Below are 12,710 nucleotides of genomic sequence, written 5' to 3' on the forward strand. Positions count from 1 at the left end.
CCCCAATGGCCTGTTTCATGCATGATGATTGACGGAATCTTTCGGTGCGCGCGGGCATTTTCGGCTTGAACCGCGGCCCCGCCATTCGTACGGAACGCGCATGCCCCCTCGCCCGCTGCCCATCGCCCCGGACCTGCTCAGAGCGGTTCGCGAGAGCTGTCTGGAAGCTGGTGAGTTGGCATTCGACCTGTTCCGCCCCGGCGAGAAGACAGCCGCCAGGACCTGGGCCAAGAGCGGCGGATCACCCGTCACGGAAGCCGACATCGGTGTCGACACCTTCTTGCGGATACGGCTCTCGGCTTTGCTGCCGGAGGCGGCCTGGCTGTCGGAGGAAACCGTCGACGATGCGCAGCGGCTGTCGCGCCGTTTCGTCTGGGTCGTCGACCCGATCGACGGCACGCGTGCCTATATGAGCGGCTCGCCCGATTGGGCCGTCTGCGTCGCGCTGCTCGACGAGGGCGAGCCCATCCTGGGTGTCGTGCATGCGCCGGCCTGCGAGGCGACCTACACGACACTGCGTGGCGGCGGCGCCCAGAAGAACGGCATCGGCATCGCCGCATCGCCTGCGACGGAGCTCGACGGTGCCCGCATCGCCGGGCCCAAGCCGATGCTCGACGCGCTCGCCCGGTTCGAGAGCTTCCAGCCCGTCGACAAGATTCCCTCGCTCGCACTTCGCCTGACGCGGATCGCTGACGGATCGATCGATGCCGGGCTGATCTCGACCGATGCGCGCGACTGGGACCTCGCCGCCGCCGACCTGATCCTTCGGGAAGCCAATGGGCGCCTCAGCGGCGGCAGCGGCGAGCCCGTCGTTTATAACCGCGAAATTCCGATCCACGGCGTCTTGATCGCCAGTTGCGGCGGCCTGTCGGAACCACTACTTGCTGCGATGCAACATCTGCGCGACGGACAGCCGCAGCGGATCTGACGCCCCTTTGATTCCGATTGGCGCTATTGCTGTGCGCCATCGCGCCGTTCGGCACTCGCACACGGCGCGCGGATGGCTTAACTGATGCCGCGCGGCTCGATGGGTGAGCCGCTCGTGCTGGAGAAATCTATGGCTGCGGAACCGGAACAGAAACAGCTTCTCCACCTCGTCTTCGGCGGGGAACTGAGTTCGCTCGAGGGCGTCACGTTCAAGGATCTTGCCAAGCTCGACGTCGTCGGCGTGTTCCCGAACTATGCGACCGCGCATACCGCCTGGAAGGCGAAGGCGCAGGCGACTGTGGATCAGGCCCAGACGCGCTACTTCATCGTGCATCTGCATCGCTTGCTCGATCCCGAGAGCTAAGGGCCCGGCGCAAGCTTCAGGACCTAACTTAGATTCATGGGCTTCTCGATCCTCAAGACGCGCGTGGCGCAGGAAGCGCTCGGCCGGCTTCTCGCCGGCTATCTGCGTCTCGTGCGGCGCACGAACCGTTTCGTGGTCGAGCCGGCCGACATCTATGAGCGCGTCCGCCCCGAGCTGCCGCTGATCATCGCGATGTGGCACGGCCAGCACATCATGATCCCGTTCTCGCGGCCGGACTGGATGCCGGCCTGCTCCCTGGTCTCGCGCCATGGCGATGGCGGCTTCAATGCGGTCGCGCTGCGCGAACTCGGGATCGGCGCGATCCGCGGCTCCGGGGCGCTGGGCAAGAAGGTCCGCGAAAAGGGCGGCGCGAGCGCCTTCCTCGCCATGGTCAGGCGGCTCGCGGCCGGCGAGACCATGGTGCTGACCGCCGATATTCCCAAGCGCGCCCGCATCGCCGGACCCGGCATCATCCAGCTCGCGCGGGCGTCCGGGCGGCCGGTGCATCCGATCGCTGTGGTGACGAGCCGGCGCATCGACTTCAAGAGCTGGGACCGGGCCTCGATCGGCCTGCCCTTCGGACATGGCGCGATCATCGTCGGCGAAGCGATCCATGTTGCGCGCGATGCGGATGAGGCGACCTGCGAAGCGGCGCGGCTTGCGCTGGAAGCAGGGCTCGACGCCGTCCATGCCCGCGCCTACGAGATCGTCGGCGCCCAGGATCCCGGCGCCGGGCTGCGGCAGGCGTTTTTGGCCAGCTCGAACAGCGTCCACAAGGACCTGCCGGCATGATCGGCAAGGGCGCCATTCTGACGAGCTACCGTACCGTCACCCGGCTGCTCGAGCCAGCCGCAGCGGCGCTGCTGGTCTGGCGGCGCAGGCGCGGCAAGGAGGATCCGACGCGGCTGGCCGAACGGCGCGGATATCCCGGCGTCCGGCGGCCCAACCGCCCGCTGGTCTGGCTCCATGGCGCCAGCGTCGGCGAGACCGTGACGCTGCTGCCGCTCGTCGCCAAGCTGCAGAAACGCGGCCTCGCTGTTCTCGTCACCTCCGGCACCGTGACCTCGGCCAAGCTGCTCGCGGCGCGGCTGCCGGCGGGCGTGATCCATCAATATCTGCCGCTCGACGTACCCCGCTACATGCGGCGCTTCCTGGACTATTGGCGACCCGAGCTGGGGCTGATCTGCGAATCCGAGATCTGGCCCAACCTGCTGATCGAGGCTCGCAAGCGCGCGGTGCCGCTGGTTCTGGTCAACGCCCGCATGTCGGAGCGCTCCTTCGCGCGCTGGTACAAGGCGCCGCATACCTCGCGCTACCTGCTCTCCTGCTTCGAGTCCTGCCTCGCCCAGTCGCAGGGCGATGCCGAGCGGCTGGCGCAGCTCGGGGCGCCGCGCGTCAGCGTTGCCGGCAATCTCAAATTCGACGTCCCCGCTCCCCCCGCGGACGCCGACACGCTGGCGATCCTGGACGGGCTGACCACCGGGCGGCCGATCTGGGTCGCGGCCAGCACGCATCCGGGCGAGGAAGAGCTGGTCATCGCGGCCCATCTCGGGATCAAGCCCTATCTGCCCAATCTCCTGACGATCATCGCGCCACGCCATCCCCAGCGCGGCTTCGAGATCGAGGCACTGGCGCAGGCCAACGACATCGCCGTGGCCCGGCGCGGCGGCGGGCAGATGCCCGAGCGCGACATCGATCTCTACGTCGCCGATACGGTCGGCGAGCTCGGCCTGCTCTACCGGCTCTCGCAGGTGGCCTATCTCGGCGGCTCGCTAGTGCCGCTGATCGGCGGGCACAACCCGATCGAACCGGCCAAGCTCGGCTGTGCGCTGCTGCACGGCCCCTTCGTCCACAACAATGCCGACATCTTCGCCGCCTTCGACCAGGATGGTGGCGCGCGTGAGGTCGCCGACGCGCAGGGGCTCGCCGGCGCCGTGCATCGCTGGCTCAGCGACCCGGCCAGCGCGCGGCAGGCGGCCCGCGCCGCCGCCCAGACCAGCGCCCAGCTCGGCGGCGCCTTGAACCGGACGATGCAGGCGCTGGAGCCGCTGCTGATGCGGATCGCGCTCGGTCAACGCGGCAGCGCCTCTTGATGCGTGCCCCGGGCTTCTGGTGGCGGCCGCCCGGCGTGCTGGCCTGGCTGCTGGCACCTATCGGGAAGCTCTATGGCGCGATTACGCTGCGGCGGATGCGCCGCAACGGCGTCGATATCGGCATTCCGGTGATCTGCGTCGGCAACTTCGTCGCGGGCGGCGCCGGCAAGACCCCGACGGCGATCGCGCTGGCGGAATTGCTGGCAAGGCACGGCGAGACCCCCTTCGTGCTGATGCGCGGCTATGGCGGCTCGCTCACCGGGCCCGTCGAGGTCCATGCCTCGCATCACGCCGCACATGCGGTCGGCGACGAGCCGTTGCTGATGGCGAGGCACGTCCGCACCGTTATCGCGCGCGACCGCGTGGCGGGAGCCACGCTGGCAAGGGCGCTTGGCGCGAGCGTGGTCGTCATGGATGACGGCTTGCAGAACCCGGCCCTCGCCAAACGGTTGCGGCTCGCCGTCGTCGATGGCGCCTCCGGTGTCGGGAACGGCCATTGCCTGCCGGCCGGGCCGCTGCGCGCGCCGCTAGCCGGACAACTGGCGCAGACGGATGCCGTGCTGATCGTCGGCCCGGGAGAGCCCGGCGAGGCGGTCGCCGCGGCGGCTCGGAAAGGCGCTATCCGCGTCCTCCATGCCCGGCTGGAACCGGCGGCGGATGCGGTCGCAACGTTGCGGGGACAGACGGTGCTGGCGGTTTCGGGGATCGGCCGGCCCGAAAAGTTCACTGCCACCCTGCTGAATGCCGGAGCGCAGATCGTCGCGGAGCGCGCCTTCGGCGACCATCACGCCTATACGGCAGGCGATGTCGCAGGGCTTCTGGCCGAGGCCAAGGAGCGCAACTGCCCGATCGCCACGACGGAAAAGGACATGGTCAAGCTCGAGCCGCTCTGGCCGAGCGGGGAACGCCACCGCCTCCTGCCCGTGCCGGTCTCGCTCGACTTCGCGGAGCCGGAGCCGGTCGAGGCGCTGTTGACTGCGACGCTGTCGGCCGGATCAGGCGCGGCCCGCGCGCCGCAGCCTTAGCTGCACGGCCTCCGGCGAGGCATAGGCTTCCTGCCAGTCGGCAGACCAGTAGCGCAATTCTTCGATCCGGATCGGGACGCCAGTGACAGCGCAGCGTACGAAGGCGCCCGGCCGCACCACGCGGAACTCGCCGTGGCCATAATCGAGCACGGCTTCAGGACCGTTCAGTGGGGTGCGTTCGCTAATGTTCATGACAACTTGTCTAATATATTGCCGGAAGCGTCGATTGTCGAAATAATCCCGCTTTGTGATAACGTTCCCATCGATGATGTCCAGCCTCGTGATGCCAAGCCTCGCAACGCTAGGCCTTGCGCGCCTCGCCGCGGTTCTGACCGGGCTCGCGCTCCTCTCGACGGCAGCATTCGCTGCCGGCTACGAGCGCGTGCGCGTTCCCAGCTATGACGGCGAGCTCGACGCGGTGCTGTATCTGCCACAGGGCCCCGGGCCCTTTCCCGCCGTCGTCGCCCTGCATGGTTGCGGAGGGCTGTGGCGCGACAATGGCAAGATCTCGACCCGGCACTCCGATTGGGGCGAGCGGCTGGCGCAGGAAGGCTTCGCCGTGCTGATGCCCGACAGCTACGGCTCGCGAAAGCTCGGTTCGCAATGCGGCGTCAAGGAACTGACTGTCCGGGCCAGCCGCGAGCGGGTCGCCGACGCGGCCGCCGCGCGCTATTGGCTGCAGTCGCGCAGCGACATCCGCGCCGACAAGATCGCATTGCTCGGCTGGTCGGGCGGCGGCTCGACCGTTCTCGCTGCAGTGCGCAAGGATCGCCGGCCAGCCGACGAGAAGGCCGATTTCGCCCGCGCCATCGCGTTCTATCCGGGCTGTCGCATCCAATCGGAATCGTCCAGCTTCGCCGCACGGCTGCCGCTGATGATGCTGATGGGCGATGCCGACGACTGGACCCCGGCCGCACCATGCGACTTTCTCGCCAAGTCCGCGCGGTCACGCGGCGAAAAGGTGGAGCTGGTGATCTATCCCGGCGCGCTGCATGATTTCGATCACCCCCGGCTCGAGGTGAAGGAACGCAGCGACATCGCCTATTCCGCCACGGGGACCGGCAAGGCCATGGTCGGGACCAACCCGGCCGCACGCGAGGACGCGATCAAGCGGGTGAAGGCCTTCCTCAAGGCCCTTTGACGCAGGTTGGTCTGACGGGCGGGCGCGAGGCTCGACGCCGCCCTCAGAACAGGTCCCCTTGCCCCGACTTCGGACTCTCTGTCCTGGCGCTCTCCCGCCGCAGCGGCCGGGATGGCCGAGACGGAGCGTCGCCGCCACCCGCCACCAGGACGCCGAAGCGCCCGTCGCTCACCTGCGCAGTCAGCGCCTGACCGGGCCTAACCTGGCCGGTGGCGCGAATGAGCGCACCGGTCTCATCACGCAGCAGCGCATAGCCGCGCGCCAGGACCGCGTTCGGACCGAGCGAGGCCGCCAGGGCCCAGACGCTGTCGAGCCGGTCGCGGCGGCGCTGCAGCAGGCGCGCGAAAGCCGCCGTGAGATTGCCCGACGCCGTAGCTAGGCGATCGCCGGCTCGCCCAATCCGGTCGCGCTCGCGCCTCAGGATGTTGGCGCGGGCGACAGCCATGGCCTTGGCAAGCCCTTCGACATCCTTGCGGGCGGTCGCCAGCCGCAGCAGCGGCGAATGGCGGGCGAGGCGTTGCGAGGCCAGCGCAAGCTGCTGCTCATGGGCGCGGGCATTGCGCGCGAGCGCGGGCGCCAGCCGCGCCGCCGCGAGATCGAGCCTCTGGCGCGGGCCCGAGAGCACGGCTTCGGGCCCCGGCAGCGCTCGCGCGAGTGCGCGCAAATCGCTGCGGCGCCGATCGGAAAGACGGCGCATCGCGCCGGCCTGGCGGCGCGAGAGATCGGCTACGGCCGCCATCAGCTCGGCCCGGACGGGCACGACCTTCTCGGCCGCGCCCGTCGGAGTCGGCGCGCGCAAATCGGCGGCATGGTCGATCAGCGTGACGTCGGTCTCATGCCCGACCGCCGAGACCAGCGGGATCGAGGACGCGGCAGCGGCGCGCACCACGACCTCCTCGTTGAAGCCCATCAGATCCTCGAGCGAGCCACCGCCGCGCGCCACGATGATGACGTCAGGTCGCGGGATGCGCCCGCCTTCGGCGAGAGCGTTGAAGCCTGCGATGGCGTTGGCGACCTCGGATGCGCTGGTCTCGCCCTGCACCCTGACCGGCCAGACCAGGACATGGCGGGGGAAGCGGTCCTCCAGACGGTGCAGGATGTCCCTGATGACGGCGCCGGTCGGCGAGGTCACGACGCCGATCACCCGCGGCAGATAAGGGATCAGCTGCTTTCGCTCCTGCGCGAACAGCCCCTCGGCTGCGAGTCGCTTGCGGCGTTCTTCGAGCAACGCCATCAGCGCGCCGACGCCGGCGGGCTCAAGCGAGTCGATGATGATCTGGTAGCTCGACTTGCCGGCGAAGGTGGTGATCTTGCCGGTGGCGATGACCTCCAGCCCCTCCTGCGGTCGCGTCTTCAGGCGCCCGAAGACGCCCTTCCAGATCACGGCATCGATCTTGGCGTTGGCGTCCTTCAGCGAGAAATAGACGTGGCCGGAACCGACCGGGCCGCGATAGCCCGAGATCTCGCCGCGCACCCGCACGAAGCCGAAGGCATCTTCCAGCGTGCGCTTGAGGGCGCCGGAGAGATCCGAGACCGACCATTCGGGGGCATTGCCGGAGGGCTTCTGCGATTCGCTGTCCATGACCGGACCATAGCGGCGGGACGGCATCGGCAGAAGCGTTGCGGTCAGCGCGATCGGGAGCTATTGCCCGGGCAGGAAAGCGGAGAACGGCGATGAACATCCTTCTGATCGGTTCGGGCGGCCGCGAGCACGCGCTCGCCTGGGCGATCTCCGGCTCGCCGCTCTGCGACCGCCTCTTCATCGCCCCGGGCAACCCCGGCACGGGGCAATGCGGCGAGAATGTCGTCCTCGATATCGCCGATCATCAGGCGGTCATCACGTTCTGCAAGCTGCAGCGGATCGACTTCGTCGTGGTCGGGCCGGAGGGCCCGCTGGTCGACGGAATCGCGGATGCGCTGACAGCAGCCGGTATCAAGACCTTTGGCCCGTCGAAGGCCGCCGCCCAGCTCGAAGGCTCGAAGGCCTTCACCAAGGAACTCTGCGCCGAGTTCGGCATCCCGACCGCCGGCTTCGGCCGCTTCACCGACGCAGCTGCGGCCAAGGCCTATGTCGCGACCCAGGGCGCGCCGATCGTGATCAAGGCCGACGGGCTCGCCGCCGGCAAGGGCGTCGTGATGGCCGAGACCCTCACGCAGGCGGATGAAGCCATCGACATGATGTTTGGCGGCGGGCTCGGCGCAGCCGGCGCCGAGGTGGTGATCGAGGAATGGATGATCGGCGAGGAAGCAAGCTTCTTCGCGCTCTGCGACGGAACCCATGCACTGGCGATGGCCTCGGCGCAGGACCACAAGCGCGTCGGCGATGGCGACACCGGTCCCAATACCGGCGGCATGGGCGCCTATTCGCCTGCCCCCGTGATGACCGAGGCGCTGGAAGAGCGGGTCATGGCCGAGATCATCGCGCCGACCTTGGCTGGGATGGCCAAGCGCGGGTCGCCGTTCAAGGGCATTCTCTACGCCGGGCTGATGATCACCGCGCAGGGGCCGAAGCTGATCGAGTACAACGTCCGCTTCGGCGATCCAGAATGCGAGGTCCTGATGCCGCGCCTGAAGAGCGACATCGTGCCGGCGCTGCTCGCCGCCTGCGACGGCGTGCTCGACAATTTCGATCTGCGCTGGTCGGACGAGACGGCGCTGACGGTGGTGCTGGCGGCCGAAGGCTATCCCGGCAAGCCCAAGACGGGCACGGTCATCAAGGGGATCGAGAAGGCCGAAGCGATCGACCACGTGCTCGTCTTCCATGCCGGAACGAAGCAGGACGCGACCGGGGCGATCCTCGCCAATGGCGGGCGCGTGCTCAATGTCGTGGCCATGGCCGCAACCGTCGCCGAGGCCCAGGCGAAAGCCTATCAGGGGGTCGACGCCATCGACTGGCCGGGCGGATTCTGCCGCCGCGACATCGGCTGGCAGGCCGTGAAGCGCGAGCGCGAAGGCTGACAAATCGGCCGAAGGAACGCTATCCTTCTGGCCATGAGCAATCTCGACAGCCTCTTCCCCGCCTTCAAGGCCCATTGGATCGACGGCCCTGTCGGCAAGATCTTCGCGCGTGTCGGCGGCGAGGGGCCACCGGTCGTGCTGATCCACGGCTTCCCGCAGACTCATGCCGAATGGCATAAGATCGCGGGCGAGCTCGCCAAGACGCACACGGTCGTCTGCCCGGATCTGCGCGGCTATGGCTGGTCGGCCGCGCCACATGGCGATGGCGGCGAGCAAACCTATACGAAGCGCGGCATGGGCGAGGACATCGTCGCCGTGATGCAGGCACTCGGGCATCTGCGCTTTGCCGTCGTCGGGCATGATCGCGGCGCGCGCGTCGCCTACCGGCTCGCGCTCGACCATCCCGGCCGCGTCGAACGCCTCGCATTGCTCGACATCCTGCCGACTATCTCGATGTGGGAGGGCATGAGCGCGGCGCGCGCCATGCAAGTCTACCACTGGACGTTCCTGGCCCAGCCCGAGCCCGTGCCGGAGAACCTGATCAAGGGCGACCCGCTGGGCTGGCTCGACCACACCATTGCGAGCTGGACGCGGGCGAAGTCGCTCAAGCTGTTCGATCCGCTGGCGCTGCAGGCCTATGGCGAATCCTTCAACGACCCAGCCCGCATCCACGCGGCTTGCGAGGACTACCGCGCCGGGGCGACCACCGATGTCGCGCATGACAAGGCGGATCTTGCGGCCGGCAAGCGCATCCTCTGCCCGACCCTGATTCTCTGGGGCGAGGCCGGCATCCCGGCCAAGGGTGCGAGCCCGCTGGAAATCTGGCGCGAGAGCTTCGCACCCCAGGCGGAAGGGCTGGCGATCGACAGCGGCCATTTCCTGCCGGAGGAGAACCCGGCTGCGACGCTGGCGGCATTGATACCTTTTTTGTCCAAGACCGGCGTCTGACCGGCTGGCGATGATGCAGGCGGCGGCCGCGCATCAACCCGGCCGAAGCGATCTGGAGTCCCCGATGAAGCTGACCGATTTCAACACCCTGACCTTCGACTGCTACGGCACGCTGATCGACTGGGAGGGCGGCATGGTCGCGGCGCTGGCGCCGCTGGTGGCGAAGGTCGGCCGGCCGCTCAGCCGCAACGCGGTCCTGGAGGCCCATGCCCGGCACGAATCCGGCCAGCAGCGCCACACGCCGACGAAGCGCTACAGCGAGCTGCTCGCGATCGTCTACAAGCGCCTGGCCGAGGAATGGGGCGTGCCGGCGGCCTGGGACGAGTGTCAGGCCTATGGGCGCTCGGTCGGAAACTGGCCGGCCTTTCCGGACACGGCCGCAGCCCTGCAGGTTCTGAAGCGGCACTACAAGCTCGTGATCCTGTCCAATGTCGACAATGAGTCGTTCGCGCTCAGCAACCGCCGCCTCGGCGTGACCTTCGACGCGATCTACACCGCCGAGGATATCGGCAGTTACAAGCCGGCGGCGGCGAATTTCGACTACATGCTCGAGGCGCTCTCTGCCCACGGCGTCGGCAAGGGCGACATCCTGCACACGGCGGAGAGCATGTTCCACGACCACAAGCCGGCGAATGCGGCCGGCCTCGCCTCCTGCTGGATCTACCGCCGTCATGCCGACGAGGGTTTCGGCGCCACGATGAACCCGGGCGCGATGCCGAACTACAATTTCCGCTTCAACAGCCTCGGCGAAATGGCCGAGGCTGTGCAGAAGGAAGCTGGCAGCGCCTGAGCTGCGGAGCGGGGACGGAACCGGCACGATGGCGCAAGCGAGCCGCAAATCCATCGTGCGTCAGGCCGGGACAGGGCCCGAGCTGGTGCTTGTTCTGGGTGCCGGCGGGGCGCGCGGGCTCAGCCACATTCCGGTGCTGGAGGCACTCGACGAACTCGGCGTCAGACCGGCCTTCATCGCCGGTTGCTCGATGGGCGCAATCGTCGGAGCCGCCTATGCGGCCGGCCTCTCCGGCCGCGACCTGCGCGAGCACGTCGCCGACACCTTCCGCGACCGCGCCCGGGTGATCGCCCGACTGCTCGATGCGCGCGTCGGCAAGTTCACCGACCTGATGCGCGGGCTCGGCAACCCCGTCCTGATCGATGGCGAGCGCATGCTCGACCTGTTCTGGCCCGAGGCGGTGCCGGACCGCTTCGAGGAACTAGGCGTGCCCTTCGCCGCGACGGCGACGGACTACCATCTCCATGCCGAGGTCTCGCTGAGCCATGGCCCGCTGACGCCGGCGGTCGCGGCCTCGCTCGCGATTCCGGGCCTGGTACGTCCCGTCGTCATAGAGGGCCGGGTCCTGATCGATGGCGGCGCGATCAATCCCCTGCCCTATGACAGGCTGATGGCGCCGGGACGGATCGTCCTGGCGGTCGACACCAGCGCGCCTGCGACGATCAGCGAGACGCGCGTGCCTGAACCGCTGGAGGCGATGCTCGGCGTCAGCCAGATCCTGACGCGGACGATCGTGCAGCGCATGATCGAACGGCAGCCGCCGGACATCCTGATCCGCGCCGGAGCGGACGGCATCGGCGGGCTCGACTTCTTCAAGGCAAGGACGATCCTCGAAGCTGCCGAACCCGTGAAGGACGAGGTCAAGCGAAAGCTGGCGCAGGCGCTGGAACGGCGGGGCTGACGGGCTCCGGCGCATCGCAACGGAAACCCGGCAGCGCGGTGGTGAGCGCCGCCCTGCCCACCTCGGTCAAGGTCACCGCGCGGCTATCCTTGCGACGCTGAACCCACCCTGTCTCGAAGCAGCGGCAGGCCAGCGCGGCGGCGAGCGAGCCCGCCAGATGCGGCCGCCTCTCGCTCCAATCCAGACACGGGCGCAAGGCGGCGCGCCGGCTCGTCTTGTTTGCTGGCGCGACACCCAACGCGGCGAAGATCGCCTCCCCTGAGCCGGTCAGGCCATAGCCGCCATCGGCCACAGTGAGATGGCCGCCGGCGACGAGCGCGTCATGGATGGCGATACCGAGGCGGCCGGCGAAATGATCGTAGCAGGTACGGGCCTCGCTCAGCTCCGCCCCGACGCGCGAGGGCAGACGCCGGCGCCCAGTCTCGGTGCCGGCCAGCACCATCAGCCCTTCCAGCGCCTGCGCGACCTCGGGACCGGCCAAGCGGAAATAGCGGTGGCGGCCCTGCACCGCGACCGTGAGCAGGCCGCCCTGCATCAGCTTCGCGAGATGGCCGCTCGCCGTCTGCGGGGCGACGCCCGCCAGCCAGGCAAGCTCCTTGGCCGTCAGCGCCCGGCCATCCATCAGCGCGTGCAGCATGTTGGCGCGGGCCGGGTCTCCCATCAGATGGGCGATCTCGGCGAGATAGGGGCCATGCGTGCTCATCGGTGCATGATGCTCCCGTAGTGCCGGCACGCAAAGCGCGAACGCTACGGCCGCGAGCGTAGCATCCGGCAGCGACAGAACGCATCGGCAATGCCACAACCTGGTCATGACCGACCTCAGCCTCATTCTCTTCATCGCCGCGACCTTCCTGCTCGCCGGCTTCGTCAAGGGCGTCATCGGGCTCGGCCTGCCGACCATCGCGGTCGGCATTCTCGGTGTGGTGATGGTCCCGGCACAGGCGGCCGCACTGCTCGTCGTGCCCAACCTGATCACGAATGGCTGGCAGATCGCGAGCGGCCCCAGGCTGACGACGATCCTGCAGCGGCTCTGGCCGATGCTGGCGGGCATCTGCGCTGGCACCTGGGCGGGCGCGGGGCTGCTGGAGCAGCAGAAGAACGGCTCGGCCACGCTCTGGCTCGGCGTCGCGCTGGTGCTCTACGCATTGGTCGGCCTCAAGGCCGCGAAGCTGCGTGTGCCGGCGGGCATGGAAGGCTGGCTCGGGCCGGCGATCGGCATCGCGACAGGCGTCGCGACTGCCGCGACCGGCGTCTTCGTGCTGCCGGCGGTGCCCTATCTCCAGGCGCTCGGCCTCGACAAGGACGAGCTGGTGCAGGCGCTCGGGGTGTCCTTCATCGTCTCGACACTGGCGCTCTCGATCGGGCTGGTCGGGGCCGGCGCGCTGGACATGCAGGTGGCCTGGAACTCCCTGCTGGCACTGGCTCCGGCGCTCGCGGGGATGGCGGCCGGCACGGCCATCCGAAACCGCATCTCGGCGGCTGCGTTCAAACTCTGCTTCTTCGCCGGGCTGCTGGCGCTCGGCGCCTATCTGGTGCTGCGGGCGGCTGCCTGAGCGGCCGCCC

The 12,710-nt window shown here is 68.8% G+C and carries 14 protein-coding genes; 11 read left to right on the forward strand and 3 right to left on the reverse strand.

The window, feature by feature from the left end:
- The first annotated feature begins 100 nt into the window (after window positions 1-100).
- The 5 genes from VGN82_RS19795 (at window position 101) to lpxK (ending at window position 4,409) form a co-directional block, all read left to right on the forward strand.
- A complete protein-coding gene (locus VGN82_RS19795) occupies window positions 101-928 on the forward strand; it encodes a 3'(2'),5'-bisphosphate nucleotidase CysQ (RefSeq protein ID WP_327528755.1) in 828 nt (275 codons plus the stop codon).
- Between the two features lie 129 nt (window positions 929-1,057).
- On the forward strand, window positions 1,058-1,291 hold the full coding sequence (locus tag VGN82_RS19800; protein ID WP_327528756.1) for a DUF4170 domain-containing protein: 234 nt from the start codon (window positions 1,058-1,060) through the stop codon (window positions 1,289-1,291).
- 36 nt (window positions 1,292-1,327) lie between these two features.
- A complete protein-coding gene (locus VGN82_RS19805) occupies window positions 1,328-2,083 on the forward strand; it encodes a lysophospholipid acyltransferase family protein (RefSeq protein ID WP_327528757.1) in 756 nt (251 codons plus the stop codon).
- Window positions 2,080-3,384: a 3-deoxy-D-manno-octulosonic acid transferase gene (locus VGN82_RS19810; protein ID WP_327528758.1), complete on the forward strand. Its 1,305-nt coding sequence runs from the start codon at window positions 2,080-2,082 to the stop codon at window positions 3,382-3,384. Before VGN82_RS19805 ends, VGN82_RS19810 begins: the two co-directional genes overlap by 4 nt.
- A complete protein-coding gene (lpxK, locus tag VGN82_RS19815; protein WP_327529186.1) occupies window positions 3,384-4,409 on the forward strand; it encodes a tetraacyldisaccharide 4'-kinase in 1,026 nt (341 codons plus the stop codon). The genes VGN82_RS19810 and lpxK overlap by 1 nt, the downstream gene beginning before the upstream one ends.
- On the opposite strand, the gene VGN82_RS19820 is transcribed toward lpxK, so the two are convergent.
- Entirely contained in the window at window positions 4,380-4,601 is a 222-nt protein-coding gene (locus tag VGN82_RS19820) for a DUF2093 domain-containing protein (protein WP_327528759.1), read from the reverse strand. The genes lpxK and VGN82_RS19820 overlap by 30 nt on opposite strands.
- A 73-nt stretch (window positions 4,602-4,674) precedes the next feature.
- Between VGN82_RS19820 and VGN82_RS19825 the strand changes: the two genes are divergently transcribed.
- On the forward strand, window positions 4,675-5,550 hold the full coding sequence (locus VGN82_RS19825; protein ID WP_327528760.1) for a dienelactone hydrolase family protein: 876 nt from the start codon (window positions 4,675-4,677) through the stop codon (window positions 5,548-5,550).
- 43 nt (window positions 5,551-5,593) lie between these two features.
- Here the strand turns inward: VGN82_RS19825 and xseA are convergent, their stop codons facing one another.
- Window positions 5,594-7,132, reverse strand: a complete 1,539-nt coding sequence (xseA, locus tag VGN82_RS19830) for an exodeoxyribonuclease VII large subunit (RefSeq protein WP_327528761.1) — start codon at window positions 7,130-7,132, stop codon at window positions 5,594-5,596.
- Window positions 7,133-7,224: 92 nt separating this feature from the next.
- Here xseA and purD point away from each other — a divergent pair, with 92 nt between their 5' ends.
- The 4 genes from purD (at window position 7,225) to VGN82_RS19850 (ending at window position 11,147) form a co-directional block, all read left to right on the forward strand.
- Window positions 7,225-8,508 (forward strand): phosphoribosylamine--glycine ligase, encoded by a 1,284-nt coding sequence (gene purD / locus VGN82_RS19835; protein ID WP_327528762.1) that lies wholly within the window; start codon window positions 7,225-7,227, stop codon window positions 8,506-8,508.
- A 33-nt stretch (window positions 8,509-8,541) separates the two neighbouring features.
- Window positions 8,542-9,456 (forward strand): alpha/beta fold hydrolase, encoded by a 915-nt coding sequence (locus tag VGN82_RS19840; protein WP_327528763.1) that lies wholly within the window; start codon window positions 8,542-8,544, stop codon window positions 9,454-9,456.
- Between the two features lie 64 nt (window positions 9,457-9,520).
- Window positions 9,521-10,246: a haloacid dehalogenase type II gene (locus tag VGN82_RS19845; protein ID WP_327528764.1), complete on the forward strand. Its 726-nt coding sequence runs from the start codon at window positions 9,521-9,523 to the stop codon at window positions 10,244-10,246.
- Window positions 10,247-10,274: 28 nt separating this feature from the next.
- A complete protein-coding gene (locus VGN82_RS19850; protein WP_327528765.1) occupies window positions 10,275-11,147 on the forward strand; it encodes a patatin-like phospholipase family protein in 873 nt (290 codons plus the stop codon).
- On the opposite strand, the gene VGN82_RS19855 is transcribed toward VGN82_RS19850, so the two are convergent.
- The gene (locus tag VGN82_RS19855; protein ID WP_327528766.1) at window positions 11,107-11,850 is read right to left on the reverse strand and encodes an ArsR/SmtB family transcription factor; all 744 of its coding nucleotides are present in this window, start codon (window positions 11,848-11,850) and stop codon (window positions 11,107-11,109) included. The genes VGN82_RS19850 and VGN82_RS19855 overlap by 41 nt on opposite strands.
- A gap of 106 nt (window positions 11,851-11,956) precedes the next feature.
- Here VGN82_RS19855 and VGN82_RS19860 point away from each other — a divergent pair, with 106 nt between their 5' ends.
- The gene (locus tag VGN82_RS19860; protein ID WP_327528767.1) at window positions 11,957-12,700 is read left to right on the forward strand and encodes a sulfite exporter TauE/SafE family protein; all 744 of its coding nucleotides are present in this window, start codon (window positions 11,957-11,959) and stop codon (window positions 12,698-12,700) included.
- The last annotated feature ends 10 nt before the right edge of the window (window positions 12,701-12,710 follow it).

Origin of the sequence: Allobosea sp., from assembly GCF_035999205.1 — a bacterium.
Lineage (GTDB): Bacteria > Pseudomonadota > Alphaproteobacteria > Rhizobiales > Beijerinckiaceae > Allobosea.

Bases quoted from the DNA above. Each gene is read 5' to 3' on its own strand.
- VGN82_RS19840 (WP_327528763.1), top strand. From the start codon at position 8,542: ATGAGCAATCTCGACAGCCTCTTCCCCGCCTTCAAGGCCCATTGGATC.
- lpxK (WP_327529186.1), top strand. From the start codon at position 3,384: ATGCGTGCCCCGGGCTTCTGGTGGCGGCCGCCCGGCGTGCTGGCCTGG.
- VGN82_RS19795 (WP_327528755.1), top strand. From the start codon at position 101: ATGCCCCCTCGCCCGCTGCCCATCGCCCCGGACCTGCTCAGAGCGGTT.
- VGN82_RS19845 (WP_327528764.1), top strand. From the start codon at position 9,521: ATGAAGCTGACCGATTTCAACACCCTGACCTTCGACTGCTACGGCACG.
- VGN82_RS19860 (WP_327528767.1), top strand. From the start codon at position 11,957: ATGACCGACCTCAGCCTCATTCTCTTCATCGCCGCGACCTTCCTGCTC.
- VGN82_RS19855 (WP_327528766.1), bottom strand. From the start codon at position 11,850: ATGAGCACGCATGGCCCCTATCTCGCCGAGATCGCCCATCTGATGGGA.
- VGN82_RS19810 (WP_327528758.1), top strand. From the start codon at position 2,080: ATGATCGGCAAGGGCGCCATTCTGACGAGCTACCGTACCGTCACCCGG.
- VGN82_RS19800 (WP_327528756.1), top strand. From the start codon at position 1,058: ATGGCTGCGGAACCGGAACAGAAACAGCTTCTCCACCTCGTCTTCGGC.
- VGN82_RS19850 (WP_327528765.1), top strand. From the start codon at position 10,275: ATGGCGCAAGCGAGCCGCAAATCCATCGTGCGTCAGGCCGGGACAGGG.
- VGN82_RS19805 (WP_327528757.1), top strand. From the start codon at position 1,328: ATGGGCTTCTCGATCCTCAAGACGCGCGTGGCGCAGGAAGCGCTCGGC.
- VGN82_RS19825 (WP_327528760.1), top strand. From the start codon at position 4,675: ATGATGTCCAGCCTCGTGATGCCAAGCCTCGCAACGCTAGGCCTTGCG.
- VGN82_RS19820 (WP_327528759.1), bottom strand. From the start codon at position 4,601: ATGAACATTAGCGAACGCACCCCACTGAACGGTCCTGAAGCCGTGCTC.
- xseA (WP_327528761.1), bottom strand. From the start codon at position 7,132: ATGGACAGCGAATCGCAGAAGCCCTCCGGCAATGCCCCCGAATGGTCG.
- purD (WP_327528762.1), top strand. From the start codon at position 7,225: ATGAACATCCTTCTGATCGGTTCGGGCGGCCGCGAGCACGCGCTCGCC.